This window comes from uncultured Methanobrevibacter sp., assembly GCF_902764455.1.
In the GTDB taxonomy this organism is placed as follows: domain Archaea; phylum Methanobacteriota; class Methanobacteria; order Methanobacteriales; family Methanobacteriaceae; genus Methanocatella.
In genome coordinates, this window is sequence record NZ_CACWVY010000022.1 from 1 (window position 1) to 18,623 (window position 18,623).

Genomic DNA, 18,623 nt, shown 5'->3' on the forward strand with positions numbered 1-18,623 from the left:
TTGCAAAGAACAAATTCAAATGTAAAATAAAAAGAACAATAACATGTCAAAATCAAAAACAAAGAGAAAATATCACTTATTTAACAAAAACAAGCAAAACATCGATATTCACTTAAATTTTGACATGGTTTCTACAAGGTTTATTTTTTCATATATACATAGCTTACTGGATTGTACTATTTTTTATTTCTGCATTCGTTTACTTTCATAAGGGGCTGTTTATTCAACTGTTTTTGGAAGCAACTATCAAAATATTTATGAGTTCTTTTTATTATTGTGGAGTTTGTTTTGATGGTCGAAAGTGTTATTATTTAATTTGTGTAATAAATAGTATTAACTAGTATGTTTATTTGGAGGAACTGGTAATGGAAAACAAAAATATAATCATAATATTACTTGCAATAATTGTTGTTCTTGCATCTGCAATAGGAGTAATGTTTTTAAATCCAATGCATGCTAAAGAACCAACAAAAATTAAAATTACAAGTGATAATGAGCAAAATGAAGGTGGAAATCTATCTGTTAAATTAACTGATTTAAACAATACTCCAATATCAAAACAGGCAATTAATGTTACAATTACCAACAGCAAAGGCAAAGTGATTACTGATGAGATTATTAAAACCGATTCCAAAGGAAAAGCTAAATTGGATTTTGATTTAAAGAAAGGCAAGTATAATGTAACGGTTAGCTACGGTGGAAATGAGAATTATACGGGAAACAACACAACACAGAAATTGACTATTAAAGAAGAAGTTATAGAAGCCCAAAATGATTACAGTTCTCAATCTCAATCTGAATCTCAATCTTCATCAGGCAATCCGTATGATGTCAATAATCTTCCTCCAAGCAATGATCCTTATCGGGAAACCAGCAGAGAGCAAATTGATGAAAATTATGTAATGCAGAAATATGAAGACGGTTATATTAGTTATGTTGATTTAAGAACTGGGGAAAGAAGAAGCGGAGGATTTTACAAGTAATAATGAGTACATAAAAACAAAATAATGCTGTCTAATCAAGTTACATAAGGGTGTATGATTAAATTGATAATATTTTTGTGAAGTATTATTAAAAAGAGAGATAAATGGTGTTTAACCGACTAAATTAAACACCAGTGTTTTTTTGAGGAAAATTAGTGTTTGGCAGATTTTTAATTTTCCAACGACTTGTTTCAAATTAGGGAAAATTGTCAAAAATATAATTTAAGACGATTCTAATTTTGGAGAGTTTTTGTATTTATTTTGGACGTGATATTGAATATTTAGGTATACCTAAATTTCATCACCAATTATACTGTTGTTGTAACTAGTATATAAATGTTACTATTTTTTAGGTATGCCTAAAAATATCTCCGAAAAAATAAAGTAATGCAACCAACATAGTATATCCAGGACTTTAGGTTTTTGGTGATTTAATGTTTGAAAATGTGACAAAAGCTAGGGCATATGCATATTTGGCGGGAGTATTTTGGGCATTCATGATCATATCTAATATACTGGCCACCAGAACATTGGAAATAGAATTTATAGTGTTGCCGTGTTCAATACTCACATTTCCGGTACTGTTCATTGTAAATGATATTTTGTCGGAGATATACGGTTATAATATGACAAAAGATATTATTTATTTGGGTTTCATAATCAACACTTTCGCAATTGTTCTCTATCATATTGCAATGCTTTTCCCTTCAAACAGTCCTAATGCAGATGCATTTGCAATGCTTCTGTCAACTACTCCCAGACTGTTTGTTGCAGGACTTATCTCATATATGCTTGGTAATCTATTGAATTCAAAAGTTCTGGTTGTGCTGAAAGAAAAATACAGTGATGGGTTATTTGTACGTTGCATACTCAGTACTGTAATCGGTGAGACTGTTGATTCTATTATTTTCATTTCAATTTCATTCATCGGTGTTTTGCCGAGTGATGTGGTATTGACCATGATTTGCTGTCAAATTGTATTTAAATCTTTATATGAAATATTGGCTTATCCGGTAACCAGAAAAGTAATTTTTCGTCTGAGAACTTTGGATGATGGAGAATTGAAAGGTCAAATTTAAAAAAAGAGTATATTGGAAACTCATTTGAGTTTCCCTAAATTAATTTTTGAATTTCTTCACGAACAATCTTGTTAACCATACCACCGTCGGCTTTTCCTTTAAGTTGTTTCATACACATTCCCATTAAAGGACCCATTGCACCCATTTGACGTTCTTTAACCATTGATTCATTGTTTGCTACAATTTCAGCAATGATTTTTGCCACGTCATCTTCACTGAGCATGGTTAAATTGTTTTTCTCTGCAATTTCAGCTATTTCAACGTCAGGAGTTTTGATTGTTTCAACCGCAAGTTTTCTTACACTGTCTTTAGCAATTTTACCCTCTGCCAAAAGAGAAAATATTGCTTTGTAGTGATCAAGGGTCAGTACATCAACATCAAATCCTTCCCTTTTGATTTCTCTTAAATCATATGCAAGAAGTGAAGCGACCGGTGTTGCATCAACATCAACCTCAGCTAAAATTGCTTCAAACATGTCAGCTTCCTGCCTTTTGACAAGCTGTGTTGCCAGGTCTTCACTTAAATTGTACTCTTCAATGATTCTGGCCTGTTTGACATCAGGAAGTTCCGGCAGATTATTTGCAATAGGTTCAATTCTGTCATTGGTAATCTTGAATAAGGGAATATCTGTTTCAAGATACATCCTGTTTGCGGTTGGAAGAGGTCTCATGTATTCTGTGTTACCGTCATCAAGGGCTTTACGGGTTTCTTCAACAACACCTTCAAGACCTAATTGTGCTCTTCTTTTAACTTCTTCCAAAGCGGATACTGCAATGTCTTCATCGTGAGCTACAATGATAAATGCGTCCTCATCACCAACATTTAAAAATTCAGTGACTTTATCAACTTCATCTTGAGTAATTCCGTAAGCAGGCAATTCATCTGAATGGAATATTCCTGCAACGCCACGTTTTTTAGCATAGCTTGCAATTTCAGTACCGAATCTTCTTCCAGGTTGTACTTCACGACCAATCAAACTGTCATAACCTTTCAAAACAACCGCTTTAATTGTTTGAGCAGATTTCAATATTTTTGATTCTGTATCTTCGAGAAGTTCATCCAAATCATGAATCTCTTCTAAAACTTCAGCATTTCTTGCATTAAGTTCTTTTTTAATTTCAATTAAAGCTAATTGTCTTTGAACTTCACGGTTTACAATTTCAGCCATCAAATCAAGATCCTGAACACCTTTGATTTCTACACGTGCACCTTCTGCTATGGAAATGTTCAAATCCTGTCTGATTGTACCGAGACCTCTTTTAACGTTGGTACTTCTTAGAATCTGACCGAGCATATATGCAACTTCACGAACCTGGTCCGGATGATGCATTGAAGGGTCAGTTGTAATTTCAGCAAGAGGTATTCCCAAACGGTCCAGTCTGAATTCTGTGAATCCGTCTTTGGTTTCAACTCTTCTTGCAGCATCCTCTTCAAGACCTAAACTTTCAATAACAACTCTTCCGTATGGAGTGTCAAGATATCCGTCGGTTGCAACCATACCTGTTCTCTGGAATCCTCCTGTATTACTTCCGTCGATTACCTGTTTTCTCATTGTATGGAATTCATCAACAATGTGCATATTCATTAAACATGCGATTGTAATACAAATATCCAATGCTTCTTCATTCAGGCTGTGAGGAGGTTCATCATCGTTTTCAACCAAACATGTATGTTTTGCAAAGTTTTCATATTTGAAATTCAGACCCCTTAAGGATTCCTGCAGTGCCGCACGGTCAATCTCACCAAGTTCGGACTGTGTCGGCCTTAGTTTTCTTTGAACCAGTTCATCAAAATCATCATCAACAAGCTCTGTTTTACATGGACAGAATAGCTTATGCTTACTGTTTAACTGCTGGTGAATTTCAAGTCCCATCATTAATCCTAATTTTTCATAATCCATGCTATCACCTTAATTCAAGAAGTCCTCAATTGTGGATTTTTCTCCAAATTCACCTGCAACGTTTGTTTGCATAATCTCTTTTACTTTTGCATAATCGTCACTTTGACCTAAAGCCCAGCATAACTTGACATATGTTGTTTCAGGGGTCATGTCAATTCCTGAAATTACTCCTGCATCAATGATGTTACGTCCTGTGGAGTAAACGTTCATGTTGACTCTTCCGTAAAGGCACTGTGAGGTCATGATTACTGGTATCTTTTCATCTTCTGCTCTTTTAAATGAGTCGATAATGTCATTTGGAACATGTCCAAGTCCTGTTCCTTCAATTACAAGGCCTTTATATCCTTTGTCAATGTGATATTCGATGAAGTCAGCAGATATTCCTGGAAAACTTTTGATAAATCCGACTTTTTCCTCAATGGATGTATTCAATTCCAGTTCGTTTTCACCACGTTTTGTGTATGCGTAGTCTGGATTAACTGTAACTTTTCTGTTTTGGATTTTAGCTATAGGCTGAGCGTTGATGCTTCTGAATGTGTCTCTTCTTGAAGTGTGCATTTTTCTAACCTTTGTTCCTTTGTGAAGGTATGTGTATTCATCATTCAGGCTTCCGTGCATACACACACAAACTTCTGCAATGTCTGATTTCGCAGCAACCACTGAATCAATCAGGTTGATGTTTGCATCACTTGAAGGTCTGTCTGAACTTCTCTGTGCGCCTGTAATAATTATAGGAACCGGTGTTTTAAGCATAAAACTCAATGCAGCTGAAGTGTAGTGCATTGTATCGGTACCGTGAGCTATTACAACTCCATCAGCACCTTCTGAAATGTCATTGGCAATTTCTTCTGCTGCCTTTGCCCAGTATTCAGGCTTCATGTCTTCACTTAATATATTATATAAAGCCTTAACGTTGTAGTTTGCATAGTCCAAAAGTTCAGGATTTGCTTTTACAAGATCTGATGCGGTAAATGCAGGGTGAACTGCTCCTGTTCTGTAATCAATAACAGATGATACTGTACCTCCGGTTGAGACAATTGAAATGTTCTGTTTGGAATCGTCATGGGGAATTTCAGTTTCTCCAAATCCGATTTTTGGCTTTTCACCTTTTTCAACAAGTTCTGCGGTAGTATTATCAATAGCTACGCCAATGTTATATCCGCTTGATAATTTAATAACAAGATAGCCGTCATCAGCATCTTCAGGCCTGTCAAGAAGGATACCTGTATAGGAGATATCTTCCTTGTTGACTTTGATTTTATCTCCTATGCCCAGACCATACTTTTCTATATAATTTTTTGTATTTTCTTTGTAACTCATCAAATCACACTATGAATTGTTTTTAATCCATTCAGCTCCTGCTTTTAAAACTTCAATGTTCACATCAATGACTTTAGGTTTTGATGCAAACATTTCACGGATTGCATTTTCATAAGATTCGCGTTTTAAAACATCACCAAGTTCTGTTAAAGCACCTAAAAGTGCAGTGTTTGCAGTTCTTGCATTTCCATGCTCTTCTGCAATATCCACACATGGCATTGCAATGACTTTAACGTCACGGTCTGTTTTAAATTCACCGATTTTTGAATCGTAAAGTATAACTCCTCCCTCTTTAACATCCTGTGAGAACTGTTCAAGGGAAGGTTTGTTTAAAGCAATAAGAATGTCAATGTCATCAACGACAGGAGTTCCTATGGTTTCATTGGATATTACAACTGAACAGTTTGATTTTCCGCCTCTCTGTTCTGGTCCGTAACTAGGATACCATGAAACATGTTTTCCTTCAGCACATGCGGCCTGAGCTATTGTAAGTCCTGCACTTAAAACTCCCTGACCTCCGAATCCGGACACTTTAATGCTTACCGGTTCGATTTCATCATCGATATAACCTGAACCTTCGCCTCTTGTAACATTGAATATTTTATCTAATGATTCTGTTGAAAAGTCACTTGCAGGTCTTTTTACAGGCTCTTTTGTGTACATATTGTTTCTGAAGTTTTTGACAGGGAATTCTTTTTCCATCTGTTCTTCAATGAATTTTTGAGCACTTACAACATCCTGTTTTAAATTGGTAGGACAAGGTGAGAGAACTTCAACAAATGAATATCCTTTTCCTTCTTTCTGAACGGTCAGTGCCTGTTTTATGGCGAATTTTGCAAGTCTGATTTTTAAAGGATTTGCAAGGGATACTCTTTCAATAAATACAGGTGCCTTTAATGTGTTTATCAGTTCACACATATGGGTAGGATGTCCTGCATAGTCAGGGTCTCTTCCGGTTTGACATGTTACTGTTTTTTCACCAATAAGGGTTGTTGGTGCCATCTGTCCTCCGGTCATTCCGTAAACAGTATTGTTCACGAAAAATACTGCAATTTTTTCACCACGGTTTGCAGCCTGAAGGGTTTCATTCAATCCGATGGATGCCAAATCCCCATCTCCCTGATAGCTCATAACAATTGCATTGTCTTCTGCTCTTGAAATACCTGTAGCTACTGCAGGTGCTCTTCCGTGAGCAGTCTGGAAGTTTCCACAGTTAAAGTAGAAATATGCATATACTGAACATCCGACAGGTGAAATCATGACACATCTTTCCTGGATTCCAAGCTCGTCCATACATTCAGCAATTAATTTATGTAAAATTCCGTGTCCACATCCTGCACAGTAGTGAGTTGACTGAATATTTGTTCCTTTTCTCGGATACTCTTCTAGAAGGGATTGTGGATTTCTACGTATTTGCACTTCATAATCTTTATTTTCTTTTTCACTCATTTTTCCACATCCTCTTAATCAATTATATTTGGACTTGCCTTTTCATCGCTTCTTTCGGATAGGTCAATGTCCTCATCTTCAATGCCGGCTATTTCATAAATTTTAGCAAGAATCTGTTTTAGTTCAATAAGGTTTCCTCCCATTCTGTTTACAAGATGGGTGTCCTCTTTTCTTAAAGCAGCAAACTGCACATCAGCCAATAGCTGACCGTTGCTCATTTCAACTGAAATAAAGCTAACTCCTTTGTCTGCGAGTTCTTTAACTTTATCAACAGGGAAAGGTGATAATGTAATTGGTCTTAAAAGTCCTACTTTTATTCCTTTTGCACGGCTTTTGTCAACTGCTGATCTTGCGATTCTTGAACTGATACCGAATGACACAAGAACGATATCTGCATCTTCAACTTGATATTCTTCGTATATTACTTCTTCAGCTTCGATTTTTGCATATTTTTCCTGAAGCTTGTAGTTGAAGTCTTCCAGTTCATTAAAGTCATTGTAAATTGAAGTGATAAGATTGTCCATGCTTTCTTTATTTCCTTTTACTGCCCATGGCTTATCATTTTTAGGTTCAATTGCCTTTTCAGGAAATACCAACGGTTCTGCCATCTGGCCGAGGGTACCGTCAGCTAAAACCACTACCGGGTTTCTCCATTTGTCTGCAAGTTCAAATGCTTTCATTGTCAAGTCACACATTTCCTGAACGCTGTTCGGTGCAAGAACGATATTTTTATAGTTACCGTGACCTCCGCCTTTAACGACCTGATTGTAGTCTCCCTGTTCAGGTCCAATATTACCCAGTCCAGGTCCTGCTCTCATGATGTCTACAATAACTGCAGGAAGCTCTGCACCTGCAAGGAATGTAAATCCTTCCTGCATTAAACTGATACCTGGTCCTGATGATGAGGTCATGACTCTGTGTCCGGTTCCTGATGCACCGTAAACCATATTGATGGACGCCTCTTCACTTTCGGCCTGTACAAAGTTTCTTCCAACCATCGGGAAGTATTTTGATGCTTCGTGTAAGATTTCACTTGCAGGAGTAATAGGGTATCCAAAAAAACAGTCACACCCGGCATACATTGCACCAATGACAACTGCAGTATTTCCTTTTACCATTTGATTACTCATTTAGTTTCCCCCTTGATTAGTTGCCTTTGCTTTAATCATTCTTGCAACTGAATCGTTTACAATCTTTTTATACTGATGTACTTCCAGCGCCAATGGTTCAGGACATGTAAAGTAACAGTCTTTACATCCTGTACATCCATTTCCGCTGTAATATGCAAACTGATATCCTGCATCGTTCATGTCATCACTGAGTATGATGGCATTTTGAGGACATCCTGTTATGCATCTTTTACATCCTTTGCATAATTCTTTATTAATAACGGGATAAGATATCTCTTCTGTCATTTATATCATCTGATTAATTTTTATTATCATTTTCTCTTATTTCAACTCTTCTTATTTTACCGCTGATGGTTTCAGGAAGTTCATCAACATATTCAACCATCCTTGGGTATTTATAAGGAGCTGTAACTCTTTTAACATGATTTTGTATGTCTTTAGTTAATGAATCTGATGCTTCGAAGCCAGGCTGCAGTACAATACTTGCCTTTACGATTTGACCTCTGACTTCATCAGGATAAGCGGTAATTGCACAGTGTGCCACTGCTTCATGGGATAAAACTGCACTTTCCACTTCGTAAGGTCCGATACGGTAACCTGAAGATTTGATTATGTCGTCATTTCTTCCAACAAAGTGAACATATCCTTCTTCATCTACCCATGCGGTATCTCCGCAGTGGTAATATCCGTCGTGGATTTGCTGTCTGTATTTCTCATCATCATTTACATAGTCTTTAAATAATCCAGGAATAGGTTTGTCTCCCATCTTAAAACAGAGTTCTCCTTCCTCACCGATTTCAACTTCATTGTGGTCTTCATCAAGAAGATGTAAATCAAAGAGAGGAGAAGGTTTTCCGATGGATCCTACCTTTGCATCAAGCCATATGAATGTTCCGATTGATAATGTGGTTTCGGTCTGTCCGAATCCTTCTTTGATTCTTAAGCCTGAAAGGTCATAGAATCTTTCGGATACTTCGGGAGGCAAAGGTTCTCCTGCGGTTGTAACGTATTTCAGATTTGAAAGGTCATATCCTTCAATATTTTCTTTGATGATGAATCTGTAAATTGTTGGAGGAGCACAGAATGTGTCCACCTTATTTTCAATGATTTTGTCAAGGAGTTTCAATCCGTTGAATCTGTCGTAATCGTAAATGAATATACTTGTTCCCGCAATCCACTGGCCGTAAAGGTTTCCCCATACTGCTTTTCCCCATCCGGTATCTGCTGCTGTGTGGTGGATTCCGTCTTCTACAACATTATGCCAGTATTTGGCTGTAGGAATATGTCCTAGTGAGTAGGTATGCTTGTGTGAAACCATTTTCGGAAGTCCGCTGGTTCCTGATGTGAAATAAATAAGGAATATTTCTTCTGCATAAGTCTTATCATCACCGGTTGGTCTTTCAAATACTGCACTTTCCTTTTCAATAGCTTCATTGAAGTTAATCCAGCCGTCCCTATCAGTTTCGATAACAAGCTTTTTCAATTCAATTCCCAGTGATTTTTCAGCTTCCTCATAATCAGGTAAAAGTGAATCCTCTTCGACTGAAACGACCATTTTGGCATTTGACTGCTGTATTCTGAAGTCAATATCATGGAGTTTCAACATATGGGTTCCGGGAATTGCTATTGCACCTATTTTATGAAGTGCTACCATACAGAACCAGAATTCATATCTGTTTTTTAAGGTCAGTATTACACTGTCGCCTTTTTTAATACCTAATCTTTTAAATAGGTTTGCTGTTCTGTTTGAATATTCTTTCATTTCTTTGAAAGTGAATGTGTGGTTTTCATCATTGTCATTTGTCCAGATTAATGCTATTTTATCCGGATCTATTTCTGCATATTTGTCCACTACATCAAATCCAAAATTATAATCCTCATTGTATTTTAATTTGAAATTTTCATGAAAATCTTCATAAGAGTCATAATCCACTCTTTCTACAAAATCCTGTATAACTGATGTCATTTGATAATCTCCTGTAAATATTATATGATTACTGCTAAAAATTTAGCCGGTTTACCGTTAAGTGCTACCATTGCATGGCGGTGTGTTGAATCGAAGAATATAGAATCTCCTTCGTTTAACACGATTTCGTTGTTGTGTATATAAATTTTTAAGGAACCTTCCAGAACATAATTGAATTCCTGACCGGGGTGTGAATTAAGTGAAGGAACCGGATTCTTTTTAGGGTCTACTGTAACAAGGAATGTTTCAGCTTTTTTGTGAATGAATTTGGAACATAAGTTTTCATGAGTGTATTCCTTGCTTCTGTCGATTGATATTCCTTTGTTTGCACGTGTAAGGTCGAATATGTTCATTCTGCTTTCTTCACCAGTCAATAATAATCCTAAATCAACTTTAAAAATATGTGCAAGTTCGTATAAAAAACTTGCTGGAATGTCTATTTCGGCGTTTTCATATTGGATGTAAGTTTCTTCGCTAATATTCAATTTTTCTGCAATTTCTTTAATTGTAATGTCTGATAGTTCTCGCAATTCTCTAATTCTCTTTCCAATATCTTTGTTGTATTCATTCATTAATAAACACCTTAATTTTTTCATTCATTATAATTATAATATATAATATTATAACATATTCTAATTTTTGAATTTGAAGTTATATAAACCTTATTAAAAATCGTGATAATTCATTATAAATTGATGTTTTTTAAAATTTTATTATTGATTTTTTGAATGAAATTTGGGAAAATTTTAAATACTTCAAATATATAATTGTAAAAATAATTGAATGAGGGGGAAATAAAATGTCATCCAGTGAAATAGGTACTAATGTTATTTTCAAAAAACAGTTAGGACTGAACTATGAAATCGACCAGAAATATGTTGGTTTAAAAATGAAAGAAAATAATGTGTTGTCTTTTAATTTCAGAGTGCCTCAAGAATTAATAGGTGAAATTGAAGCATATTTCAAAAGATTTAAATTAGGAGAGCCAATAATGGTCGATATTGGTGGAACAGGAGATATCAAATGTGACTTTAAGGGAGTATCTCCGGTATTGAAAAATAAGAAGGATTCTAACCAGTACTTTATCTCAGCTACTCTGCAGGAAGATAAACAGTATGATCCTTTAGAAGAAGAAAAATGTGAAACCTGCAGCGGATGCGGATTCCACTAACTTTTTTATTTTTTTTTAACTATATCTATTTTTCAGCAGGATTGTTTCCTGTATTATATATTTAATTAACAGAACTGTTGCTATTAATGTTATTATTGTTGCAGGGATTAACCATGGCATTTGCCCAATTATATAATCAATTTGGGTAAATTCAAGCAATGTCGCCACTACGTTGTTTAGGAAATGAACGCTCATCGGAACAAGTATATTGTCTGTTTTCATGTATATGATGCACATGCAGATTCCAAACAGAAATGCACTTGTTATTCCTCCGAAATTATGCCCTATTGCGAATAAAAATGAAGAGAGTAACATTGCAGGAATAATTCCTATTCTTATTTTCAGTCTGTTGAAAAGCACTCCTCTAAATACCAGCTCCTCCAGAACAGGGGCAAATATTACTGAAGCTATTATGTCCAGAAACAGGACTCCTCCGGCAATGTCGACATTGTCAATGTCAAAGCCTGTCACCCAGCTCGGATTGTAAAATCCGATAAGCAGGTCTATTCCTGAAACTATGCATGTAAAAAGGAATGCAAAAAGCAGATTTATTGCAAAGACATATAAAATTTCATTTCTTGTTTTAACTTCCAGTATCTGCTTGAAGTTTTGTGATAATCCTGAAGTGCCTTTTAAACACCATGCAAAGAAAATCAGTATCATTGTTAATAATGTGATGAAAAACAGATCTTCGTTATCAAGAACCTCCGGGAAAATAGCGGTCAATACTACCATAAGTATTATACAGATTATTATTGCGACAAATAATTCTCTAAGTCTTATTGTTCTTAAACGAATATTAAAATCGCTTACGCTTTTATCCATATTTTCAGTTCCTATAATATGGTTTTAAACCAGTTGATGGTTTCTTCAAGCTGACTTTCAAATTCGTTGGAGTCAACATTGAAATTGATTTCACTCATTTTTGTAGTATCTGCCAGGGAATGTTTAATATCTCCCTGTCTTTCAGGCAAATAATTTGGCTCAACATCGCTTTTGAGTGTTTTTTTGACGATTTCAAATAGCTGATTGATGCTTAACTTTTCACCTGATGCAACGTTCAGCACTCCATTGTAATCTGATTTGGCGGCGTTAATGTTGGCTTTAACAACATCATTTACATAAATGAAGTCTCTGGTCTGTTCACCATCTCCATAAATTTCCACAGGATTTCCTTCAAGAATTGCACTTATAAAATTCGGAATCACTGCAGCATACTGTGAATTCTTGTCCTGGTTAGGTCCAAAGACATTAAAATATCTCAGTGCAGTGTAATTCAGGCCGTAACTTTCATAAAAAGTTTGCAGATACAGCTCACAGCTTGCCTTGGATGCAGCATATGGTGACATCGGCATCAGAGGTTCGCTTTCCTTTAAAGGCATGTTTCTGTTTTGCCCGTAGACGGCTGATGAAGATGAAAAGACGATTTTTTCTATGTCATTGTCAACGGCAGATTTCAGAAGTTTTATAGTGGCATTAAGGTTTATGTCATTGCATTCAACTGGATGGTCTATACTTAGAGGAACGCTTGCCATTGCAGCAAGATGGAAAATATAATCAATTCCTGAGGTCAATTCATCAAGATCGGTATTACGAATGTCTTCTTTGATGATTTTTAAATTTTCATTATGGGCATCTTTTAGGTTATTTATATTGCCTGTGGACATATTATCAAGAATAACGACTTGGTTTTCTTTTAATAATTCATTTGCAATATGTGAACCTATAAATCCAAGGCCACCAGTTATTAAAATATTTTTATTCCTCATTAAGCCACCATTTTATAACTTTCATAATGTTTAAGCTATTATTATTAATTTTTAAGTAACAACATTTATATATTTTTATATAATATAATTATTATTTAAGAGGAGTCTAATAATATGTTTGATTTGGTTTACAATACCATATTTTTTGCTTCATACAGCAATTTTTATGGGCTCGGTAATATAACACTCGGTTTATTTGATGTTATATTAGCTTATATTGTGACTATTATTGTTTCTATTCTAGTTGCATTAGTTTTGAAAGTCCCATTATTGCCAAGCAAACCATATAGGTATTCTTTTGATGTTAGTGCAATATATCCAACTCCCATAATAGCTATAGGTATACTTTCTATTTTTTTAGTTTTAAATTATACTTTCATGTATAACGGAATAGTTTTAGCTGTTGTCATTGGTATTTTATCTGCATTATTTGTGAAATATTTATTTGATTTTGTATTTCCAAAGCCTTTAGACGCTGATGAGGGGGAGGATATGTGATGAATGAAGTAATTGGAATTATAATTGCTGCAATTCTCTGTTGGTTGAATTTTGTTATTGTTGATACATATTTCGGACTTCCTGAGCAGCCTGGTGTTAAAGGTGCTAGGATTATTGGTGAAAATGTTGAAAAAAGAGGAGGAGATATTGCTGGCGGTTTCTTCCAAGGAAACATCGTTTGTTCCCCGGATGCTTCTGCCGGTACATTAATAGCTTCTATTGGATATTTGCTTTTAGGAATTCCTGGCGGAATCATAGCGGCATTTTTAGTATTTATTGGAAATAGATTATGCGCTGATCCGGGTTATGCAGGAACTGTAGGAAGCCTAACAGCCACTGTTATAATTTTTATCTGTTCATTTGTCGGTTTTACTCCGGAAATGTTTATTGTAGGTATGGTTATTGCAATATTGACTGTTCAGGGTATTGATCACAAAAGAGCTTCTATCCTTTTGGGTAAAATAGCTGAAAAATTCAATAGGCATGCTTGAGAGGGGTAAAAATATGTACGTTGAAATTATTGGAGTTATAGTCATTTTTGTAGCATTAAGAGCTTTAATAACTCGAAACAGGGCTGAAAGGTTATTGTATTTGAATGTTATCGGTTTTGGAGTTTCAGCCATTATTGCTTTAGTTATTAATACTCCATTTGCTCTTGTTGTTGCAGCTGCATTCTTTATTTGTTCTACAATCAGTGCGAATGCAATTGCATATACATTGAAAAGACTTGATGACGAGATACTGTTGGAGTGATGCAGAATGGAGTTTTTCGTATCAATAATTGCAATTGCTTTGATGGTAATCGGTGCATTTGGTATTATATTTCTTAAAAAACCTTTAGATAAGGTCATAATGTTTACAATACTTGATGCAGGATTCATTCTGGTCGTTGTCTTGTTTAAATACCTGGATGTGGCAATGTTTGCGGCATTGGTTGATCCGTTATCAACTTTAGTATTCATTTTAGCAATTGTGAAAATTAATGAGATTAGAAAGAAAAAGCTGGAAAGTGGTGATTTGAATGATTAGCGTTCCATTATTCTTTTACTTTGGAATATTTCTGGCTATTGTAGGAAGTATTGCCACTGCATGGGGTCCTGGAGTAAACGACCCTATAGTAAGGACATTCAACACTGAAGTTGCATCAATAGGTGTCTGTCTGGTATTGCTGTGCTATAATCATGTTTTGGCATTACTGACATTGCTTGCAACTACTGTTGTCATTACATTAATTTTATTTAGAGCTATTATTCGTTTAGAAGAAATGGGGGCAGACGTATGAGACTAGGAGTTTTATGGAATAAGCTTGCTGACCCTAAAAACGTTCCACGTTTATTTGCTTTTAGTTTGGGAGTAATTTTAATCATAGGTCTGATTGTACCTATGGCATTAAATCCAGATCAATTATATGTTAGACCCGCTCCCCAAGAGCAAGTAGATGAAGGATTGGCCATTGCCCCTTATGACAGGGGTGGTGAAGTCTTAACTCAGCCTGGAATTATCAATCCTCAGTATCCTGATAATGCGGCAAGTCTGGGAATGATTACAGGATATATGTCACCGATTGCTGAGTGGATATCTGCGATTTCCCCTTACTTTGGAACCTCAATCTATTCATCTCCTGGAGGACTCATAGATGAAATATTATACTATACAAGAGGTTTCGATACAATTCTTGAGTCAAGCATACTGATGATGTCATTCATCATAGCTTCATGGCTGTCAATCAATTACACCATGAACCGTAAAAATGATGAAAATGAGATAAGACAAGACGTCAAAAAAGCCATTTCCGATTCAGCAAAAGTAGCTAATGAAATTAAAGCCAGTGATGAAAAGGCAAGGGCTAAACAGTTAAGGAGGGATAACTGATGGTATTCATACCTCCATATGTTCCTGATGCATTCCTATCAATGTACCTGCCGGCAATCTATGCGGGTCTTATCGTTGGATTTATAGGAACAATGGCAATTGCATTGAAAAGGGAAGAGATTCACATACTTATCCTGACTGATTTGGTTGGCCTTGCAATGATATTTGTTGTCTCTGCAGTTGGAACTGACCTTGCAGAAGCATTGATTTTACCTGGTCTGGTTGTAGAGCTTGCTGAAACATTGGCAATTTCTGAAATACTGATTACAAGAGAAATGCGTATAATCGAACAGGATCCAAGAAGAAACTTAACCAAATCCTCTTCATTGTTCCCTCAGCCTTTCACATTGAATATGGAAATAATGAATACTGCTCCTAACTTTATTGCGTTAGTTTTAATAGGATACGGTATTTTCCTTACCGGATTTACAGGAGGGGCAGTAGCAGGCGGAGGAATAGTATTGTATGCATTGTCCAAAAAAGCAAGAGGCCTTCCTGTATTGGTACTGGATGGTCTTGCAGGAGTTTCCGGAATAACCTGGTGTTTATGGATTTTAGGTTTCCTTCTGTTCTTTGTAGCACCTCAATACTGGTTATTAAGTTTATTCCTGGCAGCATGTGGATTATTATTAAAAGTAGCTTCAAAAGTTGGTTTAATTGGACTGCTTATGAGAGAGGATATTGATAGGGAGTAGTGATAGAATGGATTTTGTTACACCTGGGGGAAATTTACTTGGAATAATTCCGCTTGGAGATATCGTATTATACCTTACTCCGTTTAACCTATTCCTGTTTGCAGTTTTAATTGGTTTTACTATTTTAATTGCATTGAGTAAGCCTGAAACTCAAATAGAGGCTACAATGCATTATTTGAATAATACTGAAGTTAAAGTCGGTCCAAAGGAATTCAAGCAAAGAAGATTTTTATCTATAATTTGTGGTCTTGCATCAGCTGGAGCCATGATTACTGGAGATTTATTCAATTTTACTCTGTTCATGGCATTGGTTGGTATTTTAAACATTGGTATTGTATCTGCTGTTAAACAGACTACTGTATTGAACTCTGCATTCAATTACGGTTTGATTGCCATGATGTGCAGTCTGCCTTTATTTGGTGGAGCTGCAATAATTCTTGCAGCAACCGGAACATTGTCACTGGCAGTTTTATCCCAAATGCCTGCCAGTCCGATGGTTGTATTTGGTGCAGTACTGATGTTGATTGGTATCTTGGGTGAAAGTGGAGTCGCACCTTTCTTTGCAAGTAAAGCAGAGATGTTCAGAACTGCGGGATCTCCATATATTGTAATTATTCACTTAAGTTCATTGTTTATTATTGTAAGAGCTGTTGAAATTTTGTTAATGGTATTGTGGTAGATGGTAGTATGGTTAGTCAAAAAATTACATGTGGTATATTACTGGCATTATCAACAATAGCTATTCTCGCATGTCTTGTAATAAACTTCGAGGCATGGATTGTTTATGCGGTAGCTATATTTGGTATTCCATTATGGATATTATCTTTAGGTTTATTGACAATGGCTAAACCAAAACCTGAAGATGCGGAAGAAAGGGTGAAAGAGCCATTTACTGGGTATTAGAGTGGTATTATGAATTTAATGGCAGAAATATTAATTCAAGTTGTTATTGCATTCCTGGCGGGAAGCCTTCTTCTAGGTCTGCACAGAAAAGTTATGGCCCGTGTTCAGAAACGTCCGGGACCGCCTATTGTCCAGCATCTGATACACTCTTTGAAATTTTTCTTTAAGGAAACCGCAATTCCAAAAACAGTTTCAAAAGTATTTTATATCGGTATTGTATTTATATTATGTTTAATATGGATTGTTGGTGTTATCGCAGGTCCTGTAGCTCATGATTCATTATTAATACTCTTTGGTGTTTATGCAGTTTACAAAATTGTTGAGCACAACTCAGGATCAAGTTCGGGTTCTCCGTATGGTAAATTAAGCTGTGTAAGGGCTGTTCTTTCAGCGGCAACAGAACTTCCATTGTTTGCAGCTATCGTATTTGTCTATATGGTAACTGGCACAATGAATATTGGAGAAATAATTGCCTATCAGTCAGTACACGGACCTCTGGTATTTACAATTCCTCTTGCGGCACTGATGTTTTTCATGCTCATAATTACCAAATCCCCATACTCTCCATTTGCAATAACAAAGGATAAAGTATTGATTTCAGGATTTGAAACTGAACATTTCGGGCTTTTAAGGGGATTCATGCACTTTTCAGAGTCAATCGCATGGTATGTGATGCTTTGGGTATTTTTAACAATATTCTTCGGTCCGTTGAATGCTGTCGGATATCTCATTGGAATGATTGTAATCACATTTATAACAGGTTTTATCAATGCGACAACCCCGATATTCAGTCCAAACCATTCAGTCATGACTCAAATTACTATAGGTGCAATATGCTTCTTTGGAACTGTATTGATGATATTTAGCGGAGTGGTAGCATGAATAGTGAAGATGTAATAGTTTATTTCACTGCCTTAGTTGCTGTAGGTGTTGTAATTGTCGGATGCTTAGCAACAGGATTGCATTCAACTCTCCTAGCTCCGATTATTGTCATAGGGCTGATTGCAACAATATTCGCGCTGATGTCCAGAGGCAATTTTGCACATAAGATAGAAAGTATAGAGAAATTATGTTTTATTATAACTTTTATAGCAATACTTTGCTCATTCATATTACTTTATAAACCGATGTAGGAGATATTATGTTAGATTATATGATTTATATACTTACATTTGCAGTCGGATCAATTCTTGGTTTGCTCTACAGCTACAAACAGCATGGGGAACCATTTGTTGCAGTAACTGACTTAAACATTCCATTTACTATAGTTTCAATTGTGGGATGGGTTTTAGGTTTCTGTTCCGGCAACATTATTTTATCAGCTGTTGGTTTTCTTTTGGCAGGATTTGTAATGGGAGAAAGACCGGGATACGGTAGAAAAGAATCTGCTATCGGTTTAATTGTAGGAATAATTGTATATGTAGTGTTAAAATTCAATTGTATGATGTGATTGGAATGGATGATAATGAAAAATTAAGATTGATGCAGACAAGAATCATAAAAAGTTATGCTTGGCAGAGAGACGTTATAGTTCCGCTTTCCAAAGATTTCGATTGTACTGTTGAAGAGCTTGAAGAAGTGTTTTTTAATCTGTTTGATATGGACACTCTTGAAGCAATGCACGGAACCTATGAATCCGCAACCGATATCTGTTTATATCAGAAGTTTAATGCTGATTTAAGATTATGCTGGTTTAGCGGTACTTTAGAGGTCATTTCTCCTGAAGATGCAAAAAATTTAAAAATGAAGTTAGTCAATGAAGTTAAAAACGGAAAATCTTATGAAGATGCCCTGAAGGAAGGTCATTTGGAATTATTCGAACTATTGAAAAAAGAAGCGATTTATTAATCATGTTTATTATTAATTACAAAATAAAAGAGGGAGTACA

25 protein-coding genes are annotated in these 18,623 nt (G+C 35.7%); 16 read left to right on the forward strand and 9 right to left on the reverse strand.

The window, feature by feature from the left end; all coding sequences use genetic code 11:
• Positions 1-365 precede the first annotated feature (365 nt).
• Both QZU75_RS08045 and QZU75_RS08050 read left to right on the forward strand, forming a co-directional pair.
• On the forward strand, positions 366-983 hold the full coding sequence (locus QZU75_RS08045) for a hypothetical protein (protein ID WP_296882879.1): 618 nt from the start codon (positions 366-368) through the stop codon (positions 981-983).
• A 434-nt stretch (positions 984-1,417) separates the two neighbouring features.
• Positions 1,418-2,062, forward strand: a complete 645-nt coding sequence (locus tag QZU75_RS08050; RefSeq protein WP_296882880.1) for a queuosine precursor transporter — start codon at positions 1,418-1,420, stop codon at positions 2,060-2,062.
• A 34-nt stretch (positions 2,063-2,096) separates the two neighbouring features.
• Here the strand turns inward: QZU75_RS08050 and gatE are convergent, their stop codons facing one another.
• The 7 genes from gatE to QZU75_RS08085 are packed head-to-tail and all read right to left on the reverse strand — an operon-like array spanning position 2,097 to position 10,399.
• Complete coding sequence (gene gatE, locus QZU75_RS08055) at positions 2,097-3,962, reverse strand: Glu-tRNA(Gln) amidotransferase subunit GatE (RefSeq protein ID WP_296882881.1); 1,866 nt, start codon at positions 3,960-3,962, stop codon at positions 2,097-2,099.
• 9 nt (positions 3,963-3,971) lie between these two features.
• Positions 3,972-5,282 carry a Glu-tRNA(Gln) amidotransferase subunit GatD gene (gene gatD / locus QZU75_RS08060; protein WP_296882883.1) on the reverse strand — a complete coding sequence of 437 codons (1,311 nt, stop codon included), beginning with the start codon at positions 5,280-5,282 and terminating at the stop codon, positions 3,972-3,974.
• Positions 5,283-5,291: 9 nt separating this feature from the next.
• Positions 5,292-6,731, reverse strand: coding sequence for a 2-oxoacid:acceptor oxidoreductase family protein (locus QZU75_RS08065; RefSeq protein ID WP_296882884.1), 1,440 nt, complete (start codon positions 6,729-6,731; stop codon positions 5,292-5,294).
• Positions 6,732-6,745: 14 nt separating this feature from the next.
• Entirely contained in the window at positions 6,746-7,861 is a 1,116-nt protein-coding gene (locus tag QZU75_RS08070; protein ID WP_296882886.1) for a 3-methyl-2-oxobutanoate dehydrogenase subunit VorB, read from the reverse strand.
• Complete coding sequence (locus QZU75_RS08075) at positions 7,862-8,146, reverse strand: 4Fe-4S dicluster domain-containing protein (protein ID WP_296882888.1); 285 nt, start codon at positions 8,144-8,146, stop codon at positions 7,862-7,864.
• A 13-nt stretch (positions 8,147-8,159) separates the two neighbouring features.
• Complete coding sequence (locus QZU75_RS08080) at positions 8,160-9,827, reverse strand: AMP-binding protein (protein ID WP_296882890.1); 1,668 nt, start codon at positions 9,825-9,827, stop codon at positions 8,160-8,162.
• Positions 9,828-9,847: 20 nt separating this feature from the next.
• Positions 9,848-10,399, reverse strand: coding sequence for a helix-turn-helix domain-containing protein (locus QZU75_RS08085; protein WP_296882892.1), 552 nt, complete (start codon positions 10,397-10,399; stop codon positions 9,848-9,850).
• Between the two features lie 227 nt (positions 10,400-10,626).
• Here QZU75_RS08085 and QZU75_RS08090 point away from each other — a divergent pair, with 227 nt between their 5' ends.
• Positions 10,627-10,998, forward strand: a complete 372-nt coding sequence (locus QZU75_RS08090; protein ID WP_296882893.1) for a hypothetical protein — start codon at positions 10,627-10,629, stop codon at positions 10,996-10,998.
• Positions 10,999-11,013: 15 nt separating this feature from the next.
• Here QZU75_RS08090 and QZU75_RS08095 read toward each other — a convergent pair whose 3' ends face one another.
• A complete protein-coding gene (locus tag QZU75_RS08095) occupies positions 11,014-11,823 on the reverse strand; it encodes a CPBP family intramembrane glutamic endopeptidase (RefSeq protein ID WP_296882894.1) in 810 nt (269 codons plus the stop codon).
• Positions 11,824-11,834: 11 nt separating this feature from the next.
• Positions 11,835-12,767, reverse strand: a complete 933-nt coding sequence (locus QZU75_RS08100; RefSeq protein ID WP_296882895.1) for an NAD-dependent epimerase/dehydratase family protein — start codon at positions 12,765-12,767, stop codon at positions 11,835-11,837.
• A 114-nt stretch (positions 12,768-12,881) separates the two neighbouring features.
• Here QZU75_RS08100 and QZU75_RS08105 point away from each other — a divergent pair, with 114 nt between their 5' ends.
• The 13 genes from QZU75_RS08105 to QZU75_RS08165 are packed head-to-tail and all read left to right on the forward strand — an operon-like array spanning position 12,882 to position 18,583.
• On the forward strand, positions 12,882-13,265 hold the full coding sequence (locus QZU75_RS08105) for an energy-converting hydrogenase A subunit A EhaA (protein WP_296882896.1): 384 nt from the start codon (positions 12,882-12,884) through the stop codon (positions 13,263-13,265).
• The gene (locus QZU75_RS08110; protein WP_296882897.1) at positions 13,265-13,756 is read left to right on the forward strand and encodes a hypothetical protein; all 492 of its coding nucleotides are present in this window, start codon (positions 13,265-13,267) and stop codon (positions 13,754-13,756) included. The genes QZU75_RS08105 and QZU75_RS08110 overlap by 1 nt, the downstream gene beginning before the upstream one ends.
• A gap of 13 nt (positions 13,757-13,769) precedes the next feature.
• Positions 13,770-14,018: a DUF2109 domain-containing protein gene (locus tag QZU75_RS08115; protein ID WP_295609489.1), complete on the forward strand. Its 249-nt coding sequence runs from the start codon at positions 13,770-13,772 to the stop codon at positions 14,016-14,018.
• Positions 14,019-14,024: 6 nt separating this feature from the next.
• Positions 14,025-14,294, forward strand: a complete 270-nt coding sequence (locus QZU75_RS08120; protein WP_296882899.1) for an EhaD family protein — start codon at positions 14,025-14,027, stop codon at positions 14,292-14,294.
• Positions 14,287-14,547, forward strand: coding sequence for a DUF2107 family protein (locus QZU75_RS08125; RefSeq protein WP_296882901.1), 261 nt, complete (start codon positions 14,287-14,289; stop codon positions 14,545-14,547). Before QZU75_RS08120 ends, QZU75_RS08125 begins: the two co-directional genes overlap by 8 nt.
• Entirely contained in the window at positions 14,544-15,137 is a 594-nt protein-coding gene (locus QZU75_RS08130) for an EhaF family protein (protein ID WP_296882902.1), read from the forward strand. Before QZU75_RS08125 ends, QZU75_RS08130 begins: the two co-directional genes overlap by 4 nt.
• Entirely contained in the window at positions 15,137-15,832 is a 696-nt protein-coding gene (locus QZU75_RS08135) for an EhaG family protein (protein ID WP_296882904.1), read from the forward strand. The genes QZU75_RS08130 and QZU75_RS08135 overlap by 1 nt, the downstream gene beginning before the upstream one ends.
• Positions 15,833-15,839: 7 nt before the next feature.
• Positions 15,840-16,511, forward strand: a complete 672-nt coding sequence (locus tag QZU75_RS08140) for a hypothetical protein (RefSeq protein ID WP_296882905.1) — start codon at positions 15,840-15,842, stop codon at positions 16,509-16,511.
• An 8-nt stretch (positions 16,512-16,519) separates the two neighbouring features.
• Positions 16,520-16,735 carry a DUF788 domain-containing protein gene (locus tag QZU75_RS08145; protein ID WP_296882907.1) on the forward strand — a complete coding sequence of 72 codons (216 nt, stop codon included), beginning with the start codon at positions 16,520-16,522 and terminating at the stop codon, positions 16,733-16,735.
• Between the two features lie 9 nt (positions 16,736-16,744).
• A complete protein-coding gene (locus QZU75_RS08150) occupies positions 16,745-17,617 on the forward strand; it encodes a respiratory chain complex I subunit 1 family protein (RefSeq protein WP_296882909.1) in 873 nt (290 codons plus the stop codon).
• A complete protein-coding gene (locus QZU75_RS08155; RefSeq protein WP_296882910.1) occupies positions 17,614-17,868 on the forward strand; it encodes a hypothetical protein in 255 nt (84 codons plus the stop codon). The genes QZU75_RS08150 and QZU75_RS08155 overlap by 4 nt, the downstream gene beginning before the upstream one ends.
• Positions 17,869-17,876: 8 nt before the next feature.
• Positions 17,877-18,185: an energy-converting hydrogenase subunit EhaL family protein gene (locus tag QZU75_RS08160; RefSeq protein WP_296882911.1), complete on the forward strand. Its 309-nt coding sequence runs from the start codon at positions 17,877-17,879 to the stop codon at positions 18,183-18,185.
• Between the two features lie 5 nt (positions 18,186-18,190).
• Complete coding sequence (locus tag QZU75_RS08165) at positions 18,191-18,583, forward strand: DUF1959 family protein (RefSeq protein ID WP_296882913.1); 393 nt, start codon at positions 18,191-18,193, stop codon at positions 18,581-18,583.
• Positions 18,584-18,623: the final 40 nt, after the last annotated feature.

Excerpts from the sequence above, each read along its gene's own strand:
- QZU75_RS08165 (WP_296882913.1), top strand. The coding sequence starts at position 18,191 with ATGGATGATAATGAAAAATTAAGATTGATGCAGACAAGAATCATAAAA.
- QZU75_RS08125 (WP_296882901.1), top strand. The coding sequence starts at position 14,287 with ATGATTAGCGTTCCATTATTCTTTTACTTTGGAATATTTCTGGCTATT.
- QZU75_RS08160 (WP_296882911.1), top strand. The coding sequence starts at position 17,877 with ATGTTAGATTATATGATTTATATACTTACATTTGCAGTCGGATCAATT.
- QZU75_RS08065 (WP_296882884.1), bottom strand. The coding sequence starts at position 6,731 with ATGAGTGAAAAAGAAAATAAAGATTATGAAGTGCAAATACGTAGAAAT.
- QZU75_RS08110 (WP_296882897.1), top strand. The coding sequence starts at position 13,265 with ATGAATGAAGTAATTGGAATTATAATTGCTGCAATTCTCTGTTGGTTG.
- QZU75_RS08130 (WP_296882902.1), top strand. The coding sequence starts at position 14,544 with ATGAGACTAGGAGTTTTATGGAATAAGCTTGCTGACCCTAAAAACGTT.
- gatE (WP_296882881.1), bottom strand. The coding sequence starts at position 3,962 with ATGGATTATGAAAAATTAGGATTAATGATGGGACTTGAAATTCACCAG.
- QZU75_RS08140 (WP_296882905.1), top strand. The coding sequence starts at position 15,840 with ATGGATTTTGTTACACCTGGGGGAAATTTACTTGGAATAATTCCGCTT.
- QZU75_RS08100 (WP_296882895.1), bottom strand. The coding sequence starts at position 12,767 with ATGAGGAATAAAAATATTTTAATAACTGGTGGCCTTGGATTTATAGGT.
- gatD (WP_296882883.1), bottom strand. The coding sequence starts at position 5,282 with ATGAGTTACAAAGAAAATACAAAAAATTATATAGAAAAGTATGGTCTG.
- QZU75_RS08115 (WP_295609489.1), top strand. The coding sequence starts at position 13,770 with ATGTACGTTGAAATTATTGGAGTTATAGTCATTTTTGTAGCATTAAGA.
- QZU75_RS08095 (WP_296882894.1), bottom strand. The coding sequence starts at position 11,823 with ATGGATAAAAGCGTAAGCGATTTTAATATTCGTTTAAGAACAATAAGA.
- QZU75_RS08050 (WP_296882880.1), top strand. The coding sequence starts at position 1,418 with ATGTTTGAAAATGTGACAAAAGCTAGGGCATATGCATATTTGGCGGGA.
- QZU75_RS08090 (WP_296882893.1), top strand. The coding sequence starts at position 10,627 with ATGTCATCCAGTGAAATAGGTACTAATGTTATTTTCAAAAAACAGTTA.
- QZU75_RS08155 (WP_296882910.1), top strand. The coding sequence starts at position 17,614 with ATGAATAGTGAAGATGTAATAGTTTATTTCACTGCCTTAGTTGCTGTA.
- QZU75_RS08120 (WP_296882899.1), top strand. The coding sequence starts at position 14,025 with ATGGAGTTTTTCGTATCAATAATTGCAATTGCTTTGATGGTAATCGGT.
- QZU75_RS08145 (WP_296882907.1), top strand. The coding sequence starts at position 16,520 with ATGGTTAGTCAAAAAATTACATGTGGTATATTACTGGCATTATCAACA.
- QZU75_RS08135 (WP_296882904.1), top strand. The coding sequence starts at position 15,137 with ATGGTATTCATACCTCCATATGTTCCTGATGCATTCCTATCAATGTAC.
- QZU75_RS08150 (WP_296882909.1), top strand. The coding sequence starts at position 16,745 with ATGAATTTAATGGCAGAAATATTAATTCAAGTTGTTATTGCATTCCTG.
- QZU75_RS08085 (WP_296882892.1), bottom strand. The coding sequence starts at position 10,399 with ATGAATGAATACAACAAAGATATTGGAAAGAGAATTAGAGAATTGCGA.
- QZU75_RS08105 (WP_296882896.1), top strand. The coding sequence starts at position 12,882 with ATGTTTGATTTGGTTTACAATACCATATTTTTTGCTTCATACAGCAAT.
- QZU75_RS08075 (WP_296882888.1), bottom strand. The coding sequence starts at position 8,146 with ATGACAGAAGAGATATCTTATCCCGTTATTAATAAAGAATTATGCAAA.
- QZU75_RS08080 (WP_296882890.1), bottom strand. The coding sequence starts at position 9,827 with ATGACATCAGTTATACAGGATTTTGTAGAAAGAGTGGATTATGACTCT.
- QZU75_RS08070 (WP_296882886.1), bottom strand. The coding sequence starts at position 7,861 with ATGAGTAATCAAATGGTAAAAGGAAATACTGCAGTTGTCATTGGTGCA.
- QZU75_RS08045 (WP_296882879.1), top strand. The coding sequence starts at position 366 with ATGGAAAACAAAAATATAATCATAATATTACTTGCAATAATTGTTGTT.